Here is an 18,455-nt window from a genome sequence, read left to right as displayed (position 1 = left end):
CGCGCCTCAGCCTGGATGATCGAGCGTTCCGGCGAGGGCGCTCAACAGGGCGACGGCCCGCTCGGCATGGGCGGCGGCGGCGACGATGAACCGTTTGTCGTCGCCGAGCACCTTCAGCCAAGAGGCCAGATAGGCGGCGTGGTCGGGGCGGGGTTCGAGCGACAGGCCCAGGTCGGCGCAGAGGAAGGCGGCGCCCAGTTCGGCCACCAGTTCCTCGCGCGCATAGGCGCTGTCGCCGAAACGGACGAGGCCGCCCAGACGGTCCAGCCGGCTGGCATGGCCGGTCCAATGGATCAGTTCATGGGCGAGGACGGCGTAATAGGCTTGGTGGGTTTCGAAGCGTGCGCGGTGCGGCATGCGCACCCGATCCTCGCGTGGCAGATAACAGGCGGTGTCGCCGCCGTGTCGAATGTCGGCGCCGACGGCGCAGAGGAAGTGTTCGGCCCGCGCGTCGCGCACGGGTTCGGGGAGCAGCGCCGGCGCAGGATAGCGGGCCTCCAGACCGTCGATCTGCTCGAGGTTGAAGACGGTGTAGCGTTTCAGGAAGACGGCGCCCCTGGCGTCAGCGGCGGGGCGGACGTCGTCCGACGCGGCCGCGTCTTCGGACGGTGACGCGGGACCTTCGCGGCATCCGGCGAAGACGATGCGTGTTCCGGTCTCGCCGCGTCGGACGCAGCCGCCGAGCGCGAGGGCCCGACGAAAGGTCATCCAGGTGGGCCGTTCGAAGCCCTGATCGGCGGCGCTGGCCCACAGGAGGAGGACATTGATCCCGTGATAGGGCTGGCCGTCGTGGCGTCGGGGCCGTTGGGCGGCGCCGGTCCAGGCGCGGGTCCAGGGGCGGACGCCGCGTTCGAGATCGGCGAGGATGGCGGTGGTGATGTCGGCGTGGACATCGGGGCGAGCGGAAGGGGTTGGACGGGTCATGACATCCTCTCCAGACAAGGGTTGAAAGGGAGGGCGGCGGCGCCTCGGCGCCGCCGCCCGTGCGCTCAGTTGCGCGACCAGATCAGGCTGAAGCCGCCGTCCACCTCGACCAGGGAGGCGTAGATCGGGGCGGGGAAGCTGGGATCGTCCAGCTTGACCGACAGATAGTCGCGGTTGGCCTGGGAGGTCTTTTTCCAGGCGGCGCCGAACTCGATGGCGCCGGAGAACATCCGATAGTCGGGGGCCTTGTCGTCGGTCTTGTCGTTCGGCCGGAGCTGGGCGTTGCGCACATTCAGGCTCAGGGTCTTGATGGCGCCCGCGTAGGCGTCGTCGTTGCGGGTGAAGGTTCCAATGGTCGCCATGTTCGTCTCTCCTTTTGCGGATCGGGCCGCGCCAGCCGCGGCCTCGATGGCGATCGGCAGGCGAGCGGACGCCGGTCCGCAGCCCCGCAGCCGCAGGCGCCACGGGGCCCGAAGCCTTGGCGAAGGACCAGGAGGCAACGTCTTTCTTGTCTCGCGAGGAGGCCGAAAGGCCGGGGAAGAAAGTCGTCGTCGACGGTTGCGAAGACCGGGGGACGATTGGACAGATCAAGCCAGGAGAGGCCGCGCGCGGCGTGATCGGGCCGTCCGAGAGAGGCGGACAAGGCGAGGCTTGGAGCCTTCATCGGCGCAGGCGACGGCGTGGATGCGGGGGGCTGACCACAGGCGCGTGTGCACCAGACCACCTGCCGGATGATGATCGCGACCGCAGGACGCGGCGCTCCGGAACCGGGGCGGCGAAGGCGGCGCGGGACCGCCGATGGGGAAGACGACCGCTCAGACGAATCGCAACGATCTACAAGGCGGATCAGGCGATCCCAGCTTCCCCGCCCCGATCTGCATCCTGCGCGGGGGACGGCGATTTCAGCCTGCTCAGGGCGAGTTGTGGTGCAGGCGGCGAGGTCGTGTCGCTGGGGCCGGGGTTCAGGGCGCGTCCGGTCCGAATAGTCGCACGACCTCGGTCCGATCCGCCTGTCGCTCGTCGGTCAGTTGCCACGCCTGACCATCGAACCAGACGAGATCGACGAAGGCGGCGTGGACGTCCTCGAACTCGAAAATCTCGCCCGGCATGACGTCGCGAAGCTGAGGCGGCAGGCGCGACAGGACGGCGATCAGCTGTTCGACGGTCATTCCCTCTCCTGTCGGCGGACATCGGCGAGGCGGGCGCGGTCGGCCTGAAGGCGCGTCGAGGCCCGCTCGGCGACTATCTGCGGGGCGCGCGGATCGTGCAATCCTTGGGCGCGTAGCATGGCCCCGGCCGCGTCAGCTATGGCGGGGGTTTACGACTGGTCTTTTGGGGGCGCGACGCGCGACGCGCGCCGCCGCGTCGGGCGTGACGGGGCCTGACGATGACGCCGCGAGGCGACGACGGTCTCCCGGCGCTCGAGGACTCGGCGCGGACGCGTGACGGGTCACGCCTGTTGGTCGTCTGGCCTGTCTTGACTGCCCGCCCGCCGGGTTTGACCGTCGGCCGGTTGGTCCGTCCGTCCGCCGGTCGGGACGGTCGGGGCGGTCGCGCACCCGCGCGGCGGGCGCACGGATGAGGCTGACCCCTTTCCGGCGGAACGCCGGATCGACCCCATCGACAGAGGACTGGCAGGGCGGCGGATAGGCGGCTGGACAGATCAGGGCCGCGCCCTCTCGGGCGCGGCCCCTTTCTCAAACCTCGCGGCGTCCTATTCCGCCGCGAAGGGATAGGCGTCGGGATCGACGGCCGCCGAATCCGCCTCGTCCTCTGACGCGCTGGCGTCGTTCGGCTCCGAGATTGTGTCCGCCTCGGCGGGTGCCGTCCGGAGCAGGATCGGCAGCCAGCCCGTGCCTTCGACCAGCCGTTCGGCGGCCTCGGCCATGTCCATCTTCCTGAACCCGGCGATCCGCTCCGGCTCGGCGGCGTCGCGGGCCTCGGCCACGGCCTCCAGCATCCGCGCCTTGGAGATGCGCGAGAAGTAGGACGCCGCCGTGGGCGACCAGACGGCGGTCATGTCCAGCGACAGGGCCGTCGCCAGAACGTCCGCCTGCGCCCACGCCGCCGGGCGCCGATCATGCGGGTCGCGCACGGCGTTGAGGCCGAGCGCCGCGCAATAGGCGAGCAGGTCAAGCACCTCCGAGCCGGGCAGGGCCGTCAAGACCGCCCACAGGTACTGCGGCTTGGCGGGCAGGCGCGCGGCCCACGCCTCGCCCTGTTCGGCGAGGGCGCGGCCCGCCGGACCCTCCATGACGCCGGGCGCGAGCCGCTCCAGTCCGGTCCGGACCAGCCGCACCTGCAGCGGCGTGGCCTGCTCATGGCCGGGATAGAAGACCTGCAGGGCCAGCGCATGGACGACGGCGGTCAGGGCGACGGTCGGCGCGGCGGCGAGCGCGGCGCGAAGACCGGCGGTGCGATGGGCCGTCAGGTCCATCACCAGCCGCTCCGAAAGCGGCGCCAGCCCCTCGTCGGGCTCGTCGCCGGGCGCGTCATCGCCGGTCCCCGTCGCCGCGTCCTCGGCCGTATCGATCCCGGTATCGGCGCCGGTCGCGTCCGGATCGGAGGGCCGCAGCGCGTCCTCGGCGCGGACCAGACCCCGCTCGAACCGCGCCAGACCGTCGTGGCCGAGGGTGACGATCAGGCCCGAGCGGGCGAGGTCGTCCGGCCGATAGGCGACGTCGGGGCCGTGGTCCTGCAAGGCCTTGTCGATCTCTTCCAGCCGGGCGTCCTGATCGGGCGTCAGGCCGTCCTCGTCCGCCTCTGCGACCAGACGGTCGTACGCCTCCGCCAGGGCGGCGACGGCCGAGATTTCCGCCTCGGACCGCTCGACCGGTTCGGGCCAGACCCGGCCGTAGCCGGTCCCGTGTGGAAAGTCGGCGTGGGCCTCGACCCAAGCCCAGCCCTCGCGCACGCGGGCGTCTTCAGCGAGGTCCGCCAGCTTTTCGGCCACCAGCCGGTCGAGCAGGGCCGCGTCCTCCAGCCAGCCGCCGCCGTCTTCGGTGAAGAGGTCTCGGAGGATCACGCCGCCCGCCGCCTCATAGGCGGCGTGCCCGATGAAGCGGGCGCGCCGGTCGTCCGCGCGGACCTTGGTCTCGGTCATGGCGCGACGGATGGCGTAGGGCGGGGCGTGGGGTCCGATCTGCTCGAACACCTGTTGCTGGCGCGCCCCGTCGTCGCTGACGCCGAAAGCCATCAGCTGGTCGAGCGAGACATCGCCTGCCCGATAGGCGGCGATCAGATCGGGCGCGACGGCGCCGAGCCGCAGCCGCTGACGCACCGTCTGCGCCGACACGCCGAACCGGGCGCCGATCTCCTCGGCCCCCCAACCCTTCTCTTCGGCGACGCGTCGGAAGGCTTCGAACTGGTCGGCGGGATGCATGGCTTCGCGGGTGACGTTCTCGTCCAGCGATATTTCATGGGCGTCGTTGGTCTCGTCCACGGTCACGCGCACCGGATGGGTCCGCTTGATCGCCTTGCGCTTGACCAGCAAGCGCAGCGCCTGCCGCCGCCCTTCGCCGATGGTGACCAGATAGGCCCCGGTGGGTTGGCCGTCCGGCTTCCGCTCGATTTCGACCACGGGCGGCTGCAAGACGCCCTTGGCTCTGATCGAGGCGGCAAGCGCTTCGAGGGTCGCCGATGCATGCGGCGTCTTGCGGGCGTTGCGCGGCGAGGCCTTCAGCCGGTTCAGCGGCACGACGAGGGTCGCGCCGAGGAGCGTTCCGGCCGCCGTCGCGGGCGTCGCCGAGGTCGGGGCGGTCTGAGGGGAGTGAGCAGTCATGTCTGCCTCCTTGGGCATGGGTTGCAGACGCGCAAGGCGCGCGCCAGAAACCCTGCCCGTCGGCGAGACCGGGGTAGCAAGGGCCAGGGCGGACCGGCCGGAGGGGGATCGCCCGACCTGCACAAGCCTGACCCTGAGGATCATCATGACGGCAATCGCCGGCGCGGAAGGCCGGGGAGACCGGCCGGTCCGGCGGCGAAGCCGCTTCACCCTGGCCCGCGCGAGGGCGGAGCCCTAAGAGGGTCCTTCTTCCGAGCCGACCATGCGCAAATCGCGCTGCGATCCGAAGCCTGGAGTGACGGGCGGCGGATTGCGTCTAATCGCGCTTGAGCGCGACGTCGCCGCCGCCGTCCTCTGATCAAGCTTGCCGTTGATGAGGGAGGTCGAACCTGTGGTCGGTGCGGGCCGCCCGGGCGAGGCGGCGGTGCGGCGGGGCTGCTCCAGCCGGTACGGGCGAGGGCGGGCGTCAGGTCTATTGGACGACCCGGCGTGCCTATGGCCTCACCGACCCGCTGCCGTCGATCTCGGCGCCGAAGTCCGGTCTGTCCAGGCGGATAACGCCCACTTCGTCCGCCCCCCGGACGACATCAGTCTTCTGCAGCGGGCCGCCTCATCTGATCATGAATCGATTGCACGCTGCTGCGCAACGCCATGCGGTCCAGGTTCGCCACATGGAGCTGCGCCAAGAGGCTGATCCGCGCCAACAGCTCCTTCAACGTCCTCCCGAACGCCCGTTCGATTTCGATGTCAGTTCCGGCAACGGCGGCCGGATCGTCGAGACCATAGTGCGCTGAGACGGGATGCCCCGGCCAGACGGGGCAGACCTCGCCCGCGGCGTTGTCGCAGACGGTGATGACGATATCGATGGGAGGCGCGCCGTCCGCTCCGAACTCGTCCCAGCTTTTTGAGCGCAGGCCCTCGGTCGGATAGCCATGATCAGACAGAACCTTCAAGGCCATGGGATGAACCTGACCTTTCGGCGTCGAGCCGGCGGAGAAGGCCTCAAAGCGATCGGCGCCGATCTTGCGCAGAACCGATTCCGCGATGATCGATCGTGCTGAGTTGCCGGTGCACAGGAACAGGACCGAGTATTTGCGATCGGACGAGGCAGGCATGGGCGGCTCCGGGCGGCTTGAACTAGCGGATGGCGATGGCTGAGAGGTCGGCGGCGGCGTCGATCGGGGTTCCGGCCGCCTTGCGTTCGGAATACCGGTCCACCAGCCGCTGCGCGTGCGGCCGGGTGAGGATGGTGAATCGGACCAACTCCTCCATCACATCGACGATGCGGTCATAGTAGGCGGACGGCTTCATGCGTCCGGCGTCGTCGAACTCCATGAAGGCCTTGGCGACGCTGGACTGGTTGGGGATGGTGATCATCCGCATCCAGCGCCCGAGCAGGCGCAGGGTGTTGACGGCGTTGAAGCTCTGCGAACCGCCGGACACCTGCATGACCGCAAGGGTCCGTCCCTGTGTTGGGCGCATGCCGCCCATGTTCAATGGCAGGTGGTCGATCTGGAGCTTCATGATCCCGGAGACTTGGCCGTGGCGTTCCGGGCTGCACCAGACCATGCCCTCGGACCACAGGGCGTGCTCGCGCAGCTCATGCACGGCGGGATGATCGTCGCCCGCCACTTGGTCGGTCAGGGGCAGGTCCGACGGATCGAAGATGCGGATCTCGCACCCCATGCGGCGCAGCAGACGGGCCGCCTCCTCGACGCAGAGACGTGAGAAGGACCGCTCACGCAGCGAGCCATAAAGCAGCAGCATGCGGGGCGGCGGATTGCCGGCGCCGAGGCCCAGCGCCGGGGTATTCGAAAGATAGGCCGGATCGAGCGCCGGCAGATGGTCGGCATCAGGCAGATCGCGAAGTCGGCTCATCCGCGCACGCGGCGCCCGTCGGCGTCGATGACGACTTCGCCATCTTCCTTGGTAAAGGGTTTCAGCCCTTCGTCGGGCAGCAGGTCCAGCACCACCTCGGACGGTCGGCACAGCTTCACGCCCTTGGGCGACACCACGATGGGACGGTTCATCAGTATGGGATGCGCTTCGATGGCGTCGAGCAACTGGTCGTCCGACAGGCCTGCGTCGCCCAGGCCCAGTTCGGCATAGGGGGTGCCCTTCTCGCGCAGGATGTCGCGCACCGAAACGCCCATCCGTTCGACCAGTTGGGCGACCAGGGCCCGGCTGGGCGGGGTCTTCAGATATTCTATGACGTGGGGCTCTATGCCGAGGTGGCGGACCAGTTCGAGCGCGTTGCGGGACGTCCCGCAGGCGGGGTTGTGATAGATGACAACGTCCATTGGGGGCTCAATCGCAGCAAGGGGCCAGTTCGGCCAGAAGAGGTTGGCACAGGTCCGCGCGGCCTTCGCAGCAATCCTTGAGCAGGAACAGCACGAGCTCCCGCAGTCGATCCAGATTGGCCCGATAGATGATCGAACGGCTGCGCCGAATGGAGGTGATAAGGCCGGCGCGGGCCAGCACGGCGAGATGGGCCGACATGGTATTGGCGGGCACGGCCAGGGTGTCGGCGATTTCGCCTGCCGCCATCCCGTCCGGCTCATGCCGGACGAGAAGGCGAAACGCATCAAGCCGCGTCGATTGCGCCAAGGCCGCGAGGGCCAGGATAGCGGGTTCGGATTCCATAATTCCAATTTAGTGGAAATGGCGTCGGCGTCAAGATGGCGTCCCCGCGCTTAGTCTGCGGTGGAAGGCGCGGTCATGGGCGTCAGCGAAGTCGCCAGCGCCCGTTGCGCGGCCAGGTCGTCGGCCCGCAGGGGGATCATGCCTCGGTCGGCGAGATAGCCGCTGGGCGCCATGGCGCCGTCAGACAAATATTCGCGTACAAAGTCTTGGAGCCCTGGTGTGACGCCGATGTGGGCCTTCTTGACGTAGATGAACATGCTGCGCGCGAGGGGGTAGGAACCGTCGGCGATCGTTTCGATCGACGGCATGACCCCGTCGATCGACGCCGCCTTCACGGACGAGGCGTTCTGATTGAGGAAGGAGAAGCCGAAGACGCCGAGCGCGCGAGGCGTACGGGTCAGGGTCTGGACGATGGCGTTGTCGTTCTCGCCCGAGTCGATCCAGTGGCCGTCCTCACGCAGCGTATGCGCCACGGCTTCGAAACGATCCTCGTCCGAGGCTTTGAGCGCGGCTAGAGCTGGGATTTTTTCGGCGCCTGCGGACATGCCCAGTTCAAGGAAGGCGTCTCGCGTACCGGACGTCGGGGGTGGGCCGTAAACCTGGATGCGATCAGTCAAAAGTGCGGGATTCACGTCGGCCCATGTGGTGGCCGCGTTGGCGCGGAAGCCGGCGCCTTCCGGGACTTCCTTGGCGAGGCCGAGGTAAAGGTCCTGGATGCGCAGATCATAGTCCGAGCCGTCACGGGCCGTGGCGACGACGATGCCGTCATAACCGATCTTGATCTCGACGATGTCCGCAACGCCGTTTGTCTTGCAGCGTTCGAACTCGCCGGACGTCATCGGGCGGGAAGCGCTGGCGACATCGGGCGTCTGAGGGCCGATCCCGGCGCAGAACGCCTGTATGCCTCCGCCGGTCCCCATCGACTCGACGCGAGGGGCGCCGCCAGGCGCGTTGCGTCCAAAGTTTTCAGCCACCCGCGTGGTGAAGGGAAAGACCGTCGATGAACCGACCGCCCAGATTTGGGTGCGCGCACGCTCGCCTGATGCGCCGTCGCTGCATCCGGTCAACAAGGCGGCGGCGGCCAGGCTTGTCAGAATGGTCCGAGGCGTCATGATCAATCTCCTTTGCTCGATACAGGCTTAGCAAGACTTTGTGACAAATTTCCAAAATGTTGGAAATCCGGAATTATGGATTGATATCCGAGGGCTCGCCGCTATGACGGCTGGGAACCAGGAGATGTCCGATGAAGTCTGTGTCGAGCGCCATTTTCTTCGTGGGGCTTATGGCTCCCGCCCTGTCGGCTCAGACGGCGATGAGTCAGCCCGCTCAGTCGTCCGACGCCTATTTCATCGCCGCCCAGGCCGATCTAGCGACGCGCCTTGTGGTCACGCCCAACACCGACCGCGCTCGCAACATTATTCTGTTTGTCGGCGACGGGATGGGGACGAGCACCCTCACGGCGGCGCGTATTTTCCAAGGTCAAAGCCGGGGCGTCGACGGGGCCTCGACCTGGACGACTATGGACCGGTTGCCCTACGCCGGTCTGGTTCGGACCTATTCTCATGACAGTCTGGTTGCAGACTCGGCGCCTAGCGCCACGGCGCTGCTGAGCGGAGTGAAGGCCCGCAATGATACGGTGGGGGTGGATCACACGGTGGCGGTCGACGACTGTGCGGGCTCTGTGGGTCATGGCGCCGTCTCCCTCTTCGAAACCGCCGAGGCAGCGGGTCTGGCCACGGGGATTGTCTCTACAGCGCGTATCACCCACGCCACGCCGGCGGCCGCCTATGCCCACACGCCGCAGCGTGACTGGGAACACGACGCAGAACTGCCGGCCGCCGCCGTCGCGGCGGGATGCAAGGATATCGCCAGCCAGCTGATCGCCTGGCCCCACGGCGACGGCTTTGAAGTCGTCCTCGGCGGCGGCCGCGCCGCCTTTCTGCCCGAGACTGCAGCCGATCCCGAAGACCCGCTCGCGCGAGGCCTGAGGCAGGACGAGCGGGATCTGATCGCAGAGTGGAAGCTCAAACATCCCGCCGGAAGCTACGTCTGGAATCGTGCGCAGTTTGAGGCGGCGACGCCGGAAAGAGGCGCGCCTCTGTTGGGGCTCTTCGAGCCGGACCATATGAAATATGAGGCCGAACGCGATCAGGATGTCGGCGGGGAGCCTTCGCTTGCGGAGATGACGCAAAAAGCGATCGCGGCGCTGCAGCAGCAGGACAAGGGCTATGTGCTCCTGGTCGAGGCCGGGCGCATCGACCACGCTCACCATGTGGGCCGCGCCGATCTCGCCCTTGCGGATACGGTCGCGCTCGATGACGCCGTCGCCGCCGCCCTGGAGATGGTCGACACGTCGGACACTCTGGTGATCGTCACCGCCGACCACAGTCATAATCTGACGATCAGCGGCTATCCGCCCCGCGAAGCGCCGATTCTCGGATCGGTGACGCGGGTCGACGGCGCCCGCTCGATCGCTTCAGACGGCAAGGGTTACGCGATTCTCAGCTATGCGAGCGGACCCGGCGCCGTCGACGGTTCGCGTGCGGACTTCGCCGACGAGGCGCATGACCAGACGCCCCATCCGGCGCTGGTGCCAATGCGGTCAGCCGCCCATGGCGGCGAGGATGTCGCTGCGCGAGGCGTTGGACCTTGGGCTCATCTGCTGTCCGGAACGATCGAGCAAAACCTGATCTATCACATCATGGTTCACGCCCTGGGCGCGGGCGCGGGCGAGGACGAAGCGATCGCCCAGGTCCAAGACTGATCGGCGGCGCGCCTCGCCGTGGGCGTCACACCGGCTGATCTCCGGCTATCCGGGCAGGTTGACGAAATCGTCGCCGACGACGCAGGTCTCCGGGGGCGGGGCGGGGTGCGGAGGCAAGCGATGAATGATGAGAATTCCCTCTGCGCCGAGGCGCTCGCACCGCCCGTGCGGGCCCGACGTTTCAACGCCTGGTCTATCGACCCCAAGAAGGCTTCAACATGATCCTCGCGGTTCTAATCTTCATCGCCACCATCACCCTGGTGATCTGGCAGCCCAAGGGTCTGCAGATTGGCTGGAGCGCACTGGGCGGAGCGGCTGTCGCGCTGTTGCTGGGCGTGGTGTCATTGGGCGACATTCCGGTGGTCTGGAACATCGTCTGGAATGCGACGGCGACCTTCGTCGCCGTCATCATCATCAGTCTCCTGCTCGACGAGGCGGGGTTCTTCGAATGGGCGGCGCTCCACGTTGGGCGGTGGGGCGGCGGCCAGGGGCGACGGCTCTTTGTGCTGTTTGTGCTCCTGGGCGCCGCGGTGGCGGCCCTGTTCGCCAATGACGGCGCGGCCCTGATCCTGACGCCCATCGTCATCGCCATGCTGCTGGCCTTGGGGTATGGGCCAAAGGCCACCCTGGCCTTCGTCATGGCGGCCGGGTTCATCGCCGATACGGCCAGCCTGCCGCTGGTGGTCTCCAACCTGGTCAATATCGTCTCGGCCGACTTCTTCGACATCGGCTTCGGCGACTACGCCTCTGTGATGATCCCGGTGAATCTGGCGGCGATCGCTGCCACCCTGGCCGTGTTGCTGCTGTTCTTCGGGCGCGACATCCCGCCGGCCTATGAGGTGGATCGCCTGGCCTTGCCGGCGACGGCGATCAAGGATCGGGCGACGTTTGTCGCAGGCTGGGTGGTCCTGGCGCTTCTGCTGATCGGCTTCTTCGCCCTCGAGCCGATGGGCGTCCCTGTTTCGGCCGTCGCCGCCGTGGGCGCTGTCATCCTGCTCATCGTCGCCGGACGAGGGCCGACGATCAGCACGACCAAGGTGCTGCGCGAGGCGCCCTGGCAAATCGTGATCTTTTCGATCGGCATGTATCTGGTGGTCTATGGGCTGCGAAACGCTGGCCTCACCGATCACATTGCCGGCCTGCTCGATCGTTTCGCAGAAGGGGGCGTATGGACGGCGGCCTTCGGGACCGGCTTCCTGACCGCCTTCCTGTCGGCCATCGCCAACAATATGCCGACCGTCCTGATCGGGGCGTTGTCGATCGACGCCTCGTCCGCGACGGGTCCGGTCAAGGAGGCCATGATCTACGCCAATGTCATCGGCAGCGACCTGGGCCCGAAGATGACGCCCATCGGCTCCTTGGCGACCCTGTTGTGGTTGCATGTGCTCGCCAAGAAAGGCGTGCGCATCGGCTGGGGCTATTATTTCAAGGTCGGGGTGGTGCTGACTATTCCCGTCCTGGCCGTAACCCTGGCGGCGCTGGCGATCCGGTTGACGCTGTGAGCGGTCTCCTGAACGTCCTTGTGCTGGGGGGCGGGCAGTCGGGCTTGGCGACAGGCTACTTCCTGCGCCGCACCGGCAGGTCCTTCGCCATCCTTGACGGTGAGGCGGGGCCGGGCGGAGCCTGGCGGCACGGCTGGGACTCGCTGCATCTGTTCTCCCCGGCGGAGTGGAGTTCGCTGCCGGGATGGCAGATGCCGCAGCGTCCGAGCCAAACCTACCCTGACCGTGATACGGTGCTCGCCTATATGGCGGACTATGAGGGCCGATACGGCTTGCCGGTCGAAAGACCCGTGGAAATCCTCTCCGTTACGCGCGACGACGGCGGCTTCGTCGTCGAAACAGACAAGGGTCAGAGGCGGTCACGCGCTCTGGTTGCCGCGACGGGGACATGGCGCAAACCCTTCGTGCCGGACTATCCTGGCGGTGATGATTTTCACGGCGTGCAGCTTCACTCGGCCGCCTATCGCAACGCAGAGCCTTTCGCTGGGAAACGCGTGCTTGTGGTCGGGGTCGGCAACTCCGGGGCGCAGATTTTGGCGGAGGTGTCGCAGGTCGCCGACGCGACCTGGGTCACGCCGCAGCAGCCGATCTTCCTGCCTGACGATGTGGACGGACGCGTGCTTTTTCAGCGGGCCACCGAGCGATGGCGCGCGGCGCAGGAAAAACGGTCGGTGGATCTACCGGCCGGCGGCTTCGGGGATGTCGTGATGGTCCCGCCCGTAAAAGAGGCGCGCGCGAGGGGGGTGCTGCACGCCGTCCGGCCTTTCGACAGGTTGACCGCCCAAGGCGTCGTCTGGTCAGACGGCGCCGAGACAGCGGTCGATGCCGTCATCTGGTGCACGGGGTTTCGTCCAGCAACCGACATCCTTAAGCCTCTGGGCGTCGTTGATGACAGCGGACGGATCAGTGCGGACGGGACGCGCTCCACAGCCCTCCCGGGGCTCTGGCTGGTGGGCTACGGAGAATGGACGGGAACCGCCTCGGCGACCTTGATCGGCGTGATGCGCACCGCCCGCGCGACGGCCAAGGAAATCGACGCCTTCATGGCTTCGCAAATCCCACCCTAGTGTCGGGTTCGTGCTTTTGGGTCCTGAGCGTAGCCACGTCGCCGACGTCGCGTTTGGGACTTGCCGACAGAAGACGGCGGAGACAGGAGGTTCGAAATTGGATGGGCTGAGGCGCATCGCTGCGATCGGTTACGAGTCTGCGGTGATTCGCAGCAATCCAAGTCGCGCGTTACATTCTTTCCACAGGCTTTCGGAAACCAATGGTTGCACCGGAACAGAAGCCACAGATAGCCCATCAATGGCAGGATCGTATTCAGGTTTTCGATTGCCCCGGTACACGCCTATGGAAACCGGATCTTGAAGAATACGTCTGACGTCAGCAGGCGTGAAACGTTTTCTTTGCCTCAGCCTTCGTCCTCTTGCGTTTAATGTTGACGCGACCTTAGCGAGATCCGGCAAAGTGACGAAGAGAGTATAAACTTCGGCACGGATTGGAGCCTCTCGAGGATGCGGTTCCAGCCTTCCCTCGCTCCACCAGTAGCCAAACGGCGCTGGGGTACGGATTCTGACGTGAGCGATTGTATGCGACTGAAGGGGCGATAAGGCTGTCGTGTCGTCGATTGATCGCCGCCACGCTGCCGTCGCGAGGATCGCGGCTGCAAAAGCTGGCGCACCCGAGCGGTCGGTGTCGATATCGTCGTCACATAGAATTAGGCGTCCGTCAGAACGCGCTAAAGCATTGGTTATATCCAGCAGGTCGGAATTGCCCTGGGCGATGACGGTGAGATCGGCCGCAATAAGAGCGGAGATGTTGCCGCACTCTAGATCCTGAATGACCTGAAGGCGTGTGGATTTGCGTCCGTCTAGCGTATCAGGACAGGCGTATTCACGAACGATCAGAAGTTCACATTTGCTCGCAAAGCCCGTGAGATTTGCGGGGACAAAAGCGGCGTCGCGGTCTCCGACAATGAACCATGCCCCCGCACGCCTTGCGCGGGGTGTTCGGGAGAAGGTCAATGGGTCGATCATTCAAATATCAATGGAGACGATAGAAGATCAACAGCGATGCCCTTGCAAGGGGTTCTTGGCGACCGACCTAGTCTGAAAGCGCTTCTAGAAAGGGCTTTGCGTAGGCGATCTCTACGATTTGCAAGGTTGAATTCCATAGTTCCAACATAAGCGAAGCAAGATTTCGAGCAGCTCCGATTGTCGTCGTCCGAGCTGAATTTTTGCATATTTGTGAATATTGATGTGACTGCGGATTAAGTAAATCGAATTATGCGATTAAAGAAATAAAAATAGATCTTTAATTTTATACGATCATGATTCTTCCAAACGTGTGTCTAATTGTCCGCATAAAGATGAATTGGAAGTAAGAACATTGGATGTCATGAGTCTATTACAATAAAAGCATAGACCCTGTGGAGGGGGTGCTGGACTGCGTCAGACTGATGCGCAGTGGCCCGTGCATATTTCCAGGGGATCTCGATGCTTCGCTTGAACAACATTCTTTTGGCTGGAACCTGCGTTCTCGCCCTCTCCGCCTGCGGCTCGGCCGAGGTGGCTTCGCCTGGCGAAGGAGACTTCGGCGGCGGCAATGGCGGTGGCGGCGGCCCGACCACTCCGGCTCCGGGTAATGGCACGCCGGCGAGCGATTGCCCCACGGGCTTCGCCAACGTCGGTCTGATCGCCAACGGCACCCTGCGAGTCTGCCAGCTTCCCCAGCAAATCCTTGGCGCGCTGACCGTGCCGTTGCGCGCGGGCACCATCTATTCGATCTCCGGCCGCACCGAAGTCGGCACGGATCGGGGGCCTGACGCCGCCGCTCCGACCGCCGGTTCGACCCAGGGCATCCTGACCGTGGAAGCGGGCGTCAAGGTCTTCGCCTCGGGCGGCACCGACTATCTGCTGGTCAATCGCGGCTCGCAAATCTTCGCTGAAGGCACCGCGACCAGCCCGATCATCTTCACGAGTCGGCAGAATGTCGAAGGCACCACGACCCCGACGTCGCAAGGGCAGTGGGGTGGCCTTGTCATCGCCGGTCGCGCGCCGACTGCCGTCTGCCCCGTGGGCGTCACGGCGCCGAACGCAGCCTGCGTCGGTCAGATCGAAGGCACCAGCGCAAACTATGGCGGCAACAGCCCCGCCGACAACTCGGGCCGCCTTCGCTATGTTCAGGTCAACTATTCGGGCTTCGAGATCTCGCCGAATAACGAGCTGCAGGCCCTAACACTGGCCGGCGTCGGATCGGGCACCACGGTCGATCACTTCCAGTCCTACAACTCGTCGGACGACGGCATCGAAATCTTCGGCGGCAACGTCAACCTCAGGTATCTGGTCATCAACGGCGCGGACGATGATGGTCTGGATACCGACACCGGCTGGCGCGGTGGCGCGCAGTTCGGCATCATCACCCAGAAGCCAACGGCCGTAACCAACGGCAGCCGTGGTTTCGAATGGTCGGCCGCGCCGTCGGGCACGACCTACTTCGCCCAGCCGAAGGTTTCGAACTTCACCATCGTGGGACGTAACGCCGCTGTGGCGGCCGACGCGATCATTACACTGAACACCGGCACGTCGCCGTCGATCATCAACTCGGTCTTCACCAACCCGACCACCTCGGCGGCGGCTTGCCTCGACATCGACGACGCGCAGACGGTGACGAATGCGCCGATCTTCCGCTCGGTCTATTTCGCGTGCTCGCGTCCTTATGAGAACGACAGCAACGTGAACGCGGCTGCGACGGAGGCGGTGTTCATTAACGCCACCAACGTCAACAACACCGCAACCGGCACGTCGACCATGACGGCCCCGGCGGGGGCGACCATGACGAACAACGGTCTGACCTTCATCAACGGCGCCAATGAGACAGCGGTCACGGCCGCCAATGCGCCTGCGCTGTATCCGTTCTTCACCTCGGTCACCTACATCGGCGCCGTCAGAAACGCTGCCGACACCTGGTACCTCGGCTGGACCTGCGGCCTGGTAGCCGGTTCGACCTGCTGATGACGAAAAGGCGGACGGGGGGCCAGTCGGGTCCTCGTCCCATTTCGCCTGCTTTCGTCACACCCCCTTCAAGGCGCAGATCATGAAGACTCTTACTCTGACCCTGACAGGGGTCCTGCTAGCCACGAGCGCGATGGTCGCGCCTGGCATGGCACTCGCACAAACCGAAAACCCTTCGGCTCCGGTCGAGCAGACCCCGGCGGCTCAGTCGCAAACCGACATCGATCAGACGCTGTCCACCGTCGATGAGATTGTGGTTCTTGGCCGGTTCATCCCCGAGCCAAACCGCGCCAGCCCCGAGGTGGCCGCCTTCCTCACGGCCGAGGACCTGCAGCGTACGGGCGATTCCACCGCCGCAGCGGCCCTGACCCGCGTCACCGGCCTGTCGGTCGTCGAAGGCCGGTTCGTCTATGTTCGCGGTCTGGGCGAGCGCTATTCCTCTGCGCTGTTGAACGGTTCCCCGCTTCCCAGCCCCGAGCCGCTGCAACGCGTGATCCCGCTGGACCTCTTCCCGTCGGACATCCTGAAGGGCGTCACCGTTCAGAAGACCTATTCCGCCAGCTTCCCCGGTGAATTCGGCGGCGGCGTCATCGACCTGCAGACCCTGTCGACGCCGACGCGGCCCTTCTTCACGATGAAGGCTTCGGTGGGTGCAGACACGGAGTTCACCGGCCGCAACAACCTGATCTATTATGGATCACGCACGGACTTCACGGGCTTTGACGACGGCACCCGCAGCCTTCCGGACGGCATCGACTTGGCGTTTAGGTCTGGCAACCGGATCCAGGCCGGCCCCAACTATACGGCGGCCCAACTCAGGACCCTCGGCCAGTCGCTGGAAAACGCTCCGCTGCGTCTTCTCCAGAAGGAGCAGACCCCGGCGAACCTCGGCTTCAGCCTGACCGGCGGCAACGCGATGCAGACGTCATGGGGCACGCTCGGCGCCGTCTTCGTGGCGGGCTATGACAACAGCTGGAAGGGTCGCCAAGGCGTGCGGCAATCCGGCCGGATCGACAGTGGTGAGCTGGTCCTGGCCGACGACTATGTCTTCCGGTCCAACGAGAACAACATCGGTCTCAATCTGTTCGGCTCGCTGAGCCTCGCGAACGACGACAACGAGATCAAGTGGACCAATTTCTACGTCCGAAACGTCACCAAGGAAGCCCGTTCGGTCGCGGGTTTCGACGATCTGGGCGGCGGCGCCTATCGCCGCACCGACTATACGGAATGGTTCGCCCGTCAGCTCTTCACGACCCAGCTGTCCGGCGATCACACGGCGGGCGCCTGGGACTTCACCTGGCGCGCGGCCTACGCCAAGACCTCGCGCGACGCGCCGTATGAGACCCAGTTCGGCTACGGCAAGAACGCGGCCGGCGACATCATCCATAATCTCCAGGCCAACCGGATCTCGTTCAGCAATCTGGACGACACCATCGTCTCGGGCGGCGCGGACGTCAGCTACACCCTGCCGCTTTCGGAAGCGCGCGAAGCCAAGTTCACCCTGGGCGTGGCGAGCAGCGACAACGATCGTTCGTCGCAGCAGCGCCTCCTGCACTTCATCGCCCCCAACGGTCTGACCCCCGAACAGCAGCTTTCGCGCGTCGATTATCTGTTCTCGGATTTCAACATCGGCTCCACGCTGCAGCTAGAAGAAATCACGGGCTCGAACGGCGCCTCGGCCTATGATGCGAATCTGAGGATCAATGCGGTCTACGGTCAGGTCGAAGCCGAGATCATCCCTCTGGTGAACCTGAACCTCGGCGTCCGCTTCGAGGACGGCAAGCAAAGCGTCAATCCGTTCGATCTGTTCGGCGCCGCGACCGGCTTCCTTCCGACCGAAATCGACGAAAGCTATGTGCTGCCAGCGGCGACGGTGACCTGGAATTTCGCCGAGGACATGCAACTGCGGTTCGGCGCGTCCAAGACAATCGGACGCCCTCAGTTCCGCGAACTGGCGCCGCAACAATATACGGACGTCGAAAGCGACAGGACCTTCATCGGCAACCCGTATCTGGTGAACACCGAGTTCCTGAACCTGGATGCGCGCTACGAGTGGTATTTCGCCCGCAACCAGTATGTGACGTTCGGCCTGTTCTACAAGGATCTGGACAAACCGGTTGAATCCAGCGTCGTCGATCAAGGCGCCAGCATTTCCCAGACCTTCATCAACGCTCCCAAGGCCATCGTCCAAGGGGTCGAACTGGAGGCCAAGAAGTTCTGGGAGTTCCCCGACAACGGCCTGCCGTTCATCGCCAGCAAGCGTTGGCTGGTCTCGGGCAACTACACCTACTCCAACTCCGAGGTTAAGGTCGAAGACGGCGACACCGTCACGACCCAGTCCAGCCTCGGCGTCGCCCAACCGGCCTCCTTCTACGTCATCGATGGAAGCCGCCTTCAGGGCCAGTCGGACCACGTCGCCAATCTTCAGTTCGGCTGGGAGGACGACGCGGCCAAGTCGCAAGCCACCATCATCGTGAACTACGTCTCCGAGCGTACCTCGGCGCGTGGCCGTCCCGGCGAGCCGGATCTGATTCAGGATCCGGGTGTGTTTCTCGACTTGGTGTATCGCAAGGACTTCACCGTGATCGGGCAGGACCTGGGTCTCGCCATCGAGCTGCGCAACCTCCTCGGCACCGACTACGACGAATATCAGGAACAGGGTCGCAAGATACGGATCAACAACTACGATCTCGGATCCAGCGCCTCGGTCAGCCTGACCGCGCGCTTCTAGAACAGTCTGTCAGGGGTCGGTCCCGTATCGACCCCTGACGTTTTTAAGACATTCCATCCGCAGACCTCGCAAGTGTCACGCGAGGTTCTCGCGGTTG

The 18,455-nt window shown here is 65.3% G+C and carries 15 protein-coding genes; 5 read left to right on the top strand and 10 right to left on the bottom strand.

The window, feature by feature from the left end; all coding sequences use genetic code 11:
* Positions 1-6 precede the first annotated feature (6 nt).
* From ABIB58_RS06775 to ABIB58_RS06735, 9 genes are all read right to left on the bottom strand, one after another.
* Positions 7-924, bottom strand: coding sequence for an ArdC family protein (locus ABIB58_RS06775; protein ID WP_354039870.1), 918 nt, complete (start codon positions 922-924; stop codon positions 7-9).
* A 65-nt stretch (positions 925-989) separates the two neighbouring features.
* A complete protein-coding gene (locus tag ABIB58_RS06770) occupies positions 990-1,286 on the bottom strand; it encodes a DUF736 domain-containing protein (protein WP_354039868.1) in 297 nt (98 codons plus the stop codon).
* Between the two features lie 600 nt (positions 1,287-1,886).
* Entirely contained in the window at positions 1,887-2,093 is a 207-nt protein-coding gene (locus ABIB58_RS06765; protein ID WP_354039866.1) for a hypothetical protein, read from the bottom strand.
* 545 nt (positions 2,094-2,638) lie between these two features.
* On the bottom strand, positions 2,639-4,705 hold the full coding sequence (locus ABIB58_RS06760; RefSeq protein ID WP_354039864.1) for a ParB/RepB/Spo0J family partition protein: 2,067 nt from the start codon (positions 4,703-4,705) through the stop codon (positions 2,639-2,641).
* A gap of 587 nt (positions 4,706-5,292) precedes the next feature.
* A complete protein-coding gene (locus ABIB58_RS06755) occupies positions 5,293-5,820 on the bottom strand; it encodes an arsenate reductase ArsC (RefSeq protein WP_354039862.1) in 528 nt (175 codons plus the stop codon).
* A 22-nt stretch (positions 5,821-5,842) separates the two neighbouring features.
* Complete coding sequence (arsH, locus tag ABIB58_RS06750; RefSeq protein ID WP_354039860.1) at positions 5,843-6,583, bottom strand: arsenical resistance protein ArsH; 741 nt, start codon at positions 6,581-6,583, stop codon at positions 5,843-5,845.
* Complete coding sequence (arsC, locus tag ABIB58_RS06745; RefSeq protein WP_298745537.1) at positions 6,580-7,005, bottom strand: arsenate reductase (glutaredoxin); 426 nt, start codon at positions 7,003-7,005, stop codon at positions 6,580-6,582. The genes arsH and arsC overlap by 4 nt, the downstream gene beginning before the upstream one ends.
* Positions 7,006-7,012: 7 nt before the next feature.
* On the bottom strand, positions 7,013-7,348 hold the full coding sequence (locus ABIB58_RS06740) for an ArsR/SmtB family transcription factor (RefSeq protein ID WP_354039857.1): 336 nt from the start codon (positions 7,346-7,348) through the stop codon (positions 7,013-7,015).
* Positions 7,349-7,398: 50 nt separating this feature from the next.
* Positions 7,399-8,460 carry a substrate-binding domain-containing protein gene (locus ABIB58_RS06735; RefSeq protein ID WP_354039855.1) on the bottom strand — a complete coding sequence of 354 codons (1,062 nt, stop codon included), beginning with the start codon at positions 8,458-8,460 and terminating at the stop codon, positions 7,399-7,401.
* A gap of 131 nt (positions 8,461-8,591) precedes the next feature.
* Between ABIB58_RS06735 and ABIB58_RS06730 the strand changes: the two genes are divergently transcribed.
* The 3 genes from ABIB58_RS06730 (at position 8,592) to ABIB58_RS06720 (ending at position 12,681) form a co-directional block, all read left to right on the top strand.
* Positions 8,592-10,112, top strand: coding sequence for an alkaline phosphatase (locus tag ABIB58_RS06730; RefSeq protein ID WP_354039853.1), 1,521 nt, complete (start codon positions 8,592-8,594; stop codon positions 10,110-10,112).
* A 218-nt stretch (positions 10,113-10,330) separates the two neighbouring features.
* The gene (locus ABIB58_RS06725) at positions 10,331-11,614 is read left to right on the top strand and encodes an arsenic transporter (protein WP_354039851.1); all 1,284 of its coding nucleotides are present in this window, start codon (positions 10,331-10,333) and stop codon (positions 11,612-11,614) included.
* Positions 11,611-12,681 carry an ArsO family NAD(P)H-dependent flavin-containing monooxygenase gene (locus ABIB58_RS06720; RefSeq protein ID WP_354039849.1) on the top strand — a complete coding sequence of 357 codons (1,071 nt, stop codon included), beginning with the start codon at positions 11,611-11,613 and terminating at the stop codon, positions 12,679-12,681. The genes ABIB58_RS06725 and ABIB58_RS06720 overlap by 4 nt, the downstream gene beginning before the upstream one ends.
* A gap of 129 nt (positions 12,682-12,810) precedes the next feature.
* Here the strand turns inward: ABIB58_RS06720 and ABIB58_RS06715 are convergent, their stop codons facing one another.
* Positions 12,811-13,650, bottom strand: a complete 840-nt coding sequence (locus ABIB58_RS06715) for a recombinase family protein (RefSeq protein ID WP_354039847.1) — start codon at positions 13,648-13,650, stop codon at positions 12,811-12,813.
* Positions 13,651-14,109: 459 nt separating this feature from the next.
* Between ABIB58_RS06715 and ABIB58_RS06710 the strand changes: the two genes are divergently transcribed.
* Positions 14,110-15,627: a beta-helix domain-containing protein gene (locus tag ABIB58_RS06710; protein ID WP_354039845.1), complete on the top strand. Its 1,518-nt coding sequence runs from the start codon at positions 14,110-14,112 to the stop codon at positions 15,625-15,627.
* Positions 15,628-15,775: 148 nt separating this feature from the next.
* Entirely contained in the window at positions 15,776-18,358 is a 2,583-nt protein-coding gene (locus tag ABIB58_RS06705; RefSeq protein ID WP_354039843.1) for a TonB-dependent receptor domain-containing protein, read from the top strand.
* Positions 18,359-18,455 lie beyond the last annotated feature (97 nt).

Origin of the sequence: Brevundimonas sp. UYEF29 (assembly GCF_040546195.1) — a bacterium.
Lineage (GTDB): Bacteria > Pseudomonadota > Alphaproteobacteria > Caulobacterales > Caulobacteraceae > Brevundimonas > Brevundimonas huaxiensis.
This window is presented reverse-complemented; position numbering and strand designations above follow the sequence as displayed.